Here is a 2,860-nt window from a genome sequence, read left to right on the forward strand (position 1 = left end):
CGGAGATACGTCCCTCGCGAGACGGCGAATGCCGCGTCCGAGTCGCAGGCGGAGCCGGCGTCGAATCGGGCGGCGTGTCGGTGGCAACCGAAACCCCCGACGACGACCTGATCGTTTTCCGAGGAGAGGCGGGACGCGCCTATCGCTTGGTTCCACGGTGAGGACGGAAGTTTGAGCCACATGACGAACGAGGAGTTGTCTACCCAGCTCCGTGACCTCGCGAATCTGATGGTTATCGCAGGCGAGGACGAGTTCAAGGCGAACCGATACGCTCGTGTCGCGGAGACGGTCGAGGCGCTCAACGAGAGCGCAGCGGCGCTCCTCGACGCGGGTACCCTGACCGACCTGCCGGGCATCGGCGACTCGACCGCAGCCGTCATCGCGCAGATTATCGAGACAGGCACGTCCGACCTGCATCGGTCTCTCCTGGAACGCGTTCCGGCGACGGTGCTCGACCTGCTGGCGATTTCTGGCATCGGCGTCAAGACGGCGAAACGGCTCTACACCGAGTTAGGCGTCGACAGCCTCGACTCGCTCGACGAAGCGCTCCGCGCCGGCAAGCTCGCCAAGATGAAAGGCATGGGAGCCAAGACCGTCGACAACATCCGCGCCGGCATCGCCCGCATCCGGCGGAGGAACGTCGAGCGTCCGCTCCACGAAGTGCTGCACATCGGCGAGCAGATCGGCGACTTCCTCAGCACCGTCCCGGAGACGACGCGCATTGCCCATACCGGCGAAGCGCGACGGGGCGTCGAGTTGCCGAAGAGCGCCCAGATCGTCGCGACGTCGGCGGATGTCGGACGCGCGTGCGCGGCGCTGGCGAAGTTCGGCCTGGGCGACGGCTCCCTGACGCGCCAGGTTCGCGGCGAGTTCGGCGGAGGGTTCCCGATACGCATCCACCTCGCCCCTTCACGCGAGTTCGGCGTCACATGGCTCGCAACGACGTCGGATCGCGACCACCTCGACGCGCTGAACGCCCGCGCGACGGAGCGAAGCCTTCCTCCGCTCGTCGCCGAGAGCGACGCATGGCACGGTCTCTCCGAAGCCGCCATCTACGACCGCCTCGGACTCCCGTTCATCGAACCGGAGCTCCGCGAGGGCACGAGAGCCATCGAGCACGCAGACGCCGGCGCGCTGCCCAAGCTCATGACGCAAGAGGATTACCTCGGCGACCTGCACTGTCACACGTCCCACAGCGACGGGCGCCACACGATCCGCGAGATGGCGGAAGCAGCCATCGCGCGCGGGTACAAGTACCTGGCGATCACGGATCATTCGCGCTCCACGGTCATCGCCAACGGCCTCAACGAGGAGCGCCTGCTACGTCAGATCGACGAGGTGCGCGACGTCAACGAGAGCCTGGCGGGCAGGATCACGCTCCTCGCCGGCTCCGAAGTCGATATCCTGAAGGACGGCAGCCTCGACTTCCACGACGGGCTCCTGGCGCAGCTCGACTGGGTCGTCGCGAGCGTCCACGCCGCCTTCACGCTGCCGGAGAAGCAGCAGACCGAACGCATGTGCCGCGCCATGGAGAACCCATACGTGCGCGTGGTCGGTCATCCGACGGGCAGGCTCCTCGGCGAGCGGGACCCCTACGCGGTGGACGTCGATGCGCTCATCGAGAAGGCGTCGGCGACGGGCGTCGCGCTGGAGCTGAACGCGTCGCCGGAACGGCTCGACCTGAACGCGGTCTACTTGTCGCGAGCGAGGGACAAGGGCGTCCGCGTGTCGATCAACACGGACGCGCATCGTCACGAGACGTTCGCCCACATCGACTACGGGCTGAAGACGTCGCGGCGAGCGTGGCTGGAGCCTGGCGACGTTGTCAACGCGTGGCAGGTGGAGGACGTGCGGAAGCTCCGGACGTCAGGCTTGTGATAGCATACTGGTAGCGAGACGGCTCATCGACGTGTCGCCGACGGATACACGCATCCGTGCTGTCGCTCTGCGGAGCGCCCGGTTTCGGCTCAGAACGAGAGGACACGATCCCGATGCAGGGCGAATTCACCGCCGTATACGAGAAGCGAGGGCGCTGGTATGTTGCCTACGTGGAGGAGATCCCCGGCGTCAACACGCAGGCGCGGACCCTGAGGGAGGCGCGTGAGAATCTACGCGAGGCGCTCGAACTGATCGTCACCGCCAACCGCGAGTTGTCCGAACGGCAGCTACAAGGAACCAACGTACGGCGCGAGCCGCTCTTGGTACCGGCTCCTCAGTGAAGTGGCGCGATCTCATGCGTCACCTATCGGCGCATGGATGCGAAGTGATCCGCGAAGGCAGCAAACACACTGTCGTCTGCAATCCCGCCAACAGTCGTACGTCCACCGTACCCCGGCATCGACAGATAGATGACTTCCTTGCCCGCAAGATATGCCGCGATCTTGGCGTACCCGATCCCTAACCACGTGGCGCGTACAGTGCAGAACGCTGAGTGAACGCCAACCCAGACTACTATGCACTCCTCGGCGTGCCGCCCCAGGCGACGATCGGCGAGATCCGACGAGCCTACAGACGGCTTGCGCTGATCCACCATCCCGACAAGAACCCCGGCAACGAAGCCGAAGCGCGCCTCCTCTTCGACGCCGTCGCGGCCGCATACGCCGTCCTGTCGAACGACCACCAGCGTCGCCTCTACGACCGGCGCATGCGTGCCACCCAGAGCCAGACAGCGCCTCGCCCGTCCTGCAACAACGCACGCATCGACCTGGCATACCGCGTCCTGGACCTGCTGCTCATCGAGGATGCCGCCGAGGCGCTTCGGCAGTTCGACCGGCTCTTGCGCGTGACGGGAACGGACGCAGGGGCGCTCGACCTAGAGCGCTACCTCGACGACGGCGACGCGCGAGACTGCGAATTCCTT

General features: G+C 65.9%; 4 protein-coding genes. All 4 read left to right on the forward strand.

The annotated features are described in order from the left end of the window. Positions 1–171 precede the first annotated feature (171 nt). The gene (locus FJZ36_18815; GenBank protein ID MBM3216951.1) at positions 172–1,878 is read left to right on the forward strand and encodes a PHP domain-containing protein; all 1,707 of its coding nucleotides are present in this window, start codon (positions 172–174) and stop codon (positions 1,876–1,878) included. A gap of 113 nt (positions 1,879–1,991) precedes the next feature. Next, entirely contained in the window at positions 1,992–2,219 is a 228-nt protein-coding gene (locus FJZ36_18820; protein MBM3216952.1) for a type II toxin-antitoxin system HicB family antitoxin, read from the forward strand. Then, a complete protein-coding gene (locus FJZ36_18825; GenBank protein MBM3216953.1) occupies positions 2,216–2,401 on the forward strand; it encodes a type II toxin-antitoxin system HicA family toxin in 186 nt (61 codons plus the stop codon). Before FJZ36_18820 ends, FJZ36_18825 begins: the two co-directional genes overlap by 4 nt. A 30-nt stretch (positions 2,402–2,431) precedes the next feature. Continuing rightward, positions 2,432–2,860, forward strand: a 429-nt coding sequence (locus FJZ36_18830) for a J domain-containing protein (protein ID MBM3216954.1), incomplete at its 3' end; no start/stop codon positions are given.

It is taken from the genome of Candidatus Poribacteria bacterium, assembly GCA_016866785.1.
Classification (GTDB): Bacteria; Poribacteria; WGA-4E.

Excerpts from the sequence above, each read along its gene's own strand:
- FJZ36_18820 (MBM3216952.1), top strand. The coding sequence starts at position 1,992 with ATGCAGGGCGAATTCACCGCCGTATACGAGAAGCGAGGGCGCTGGTAT.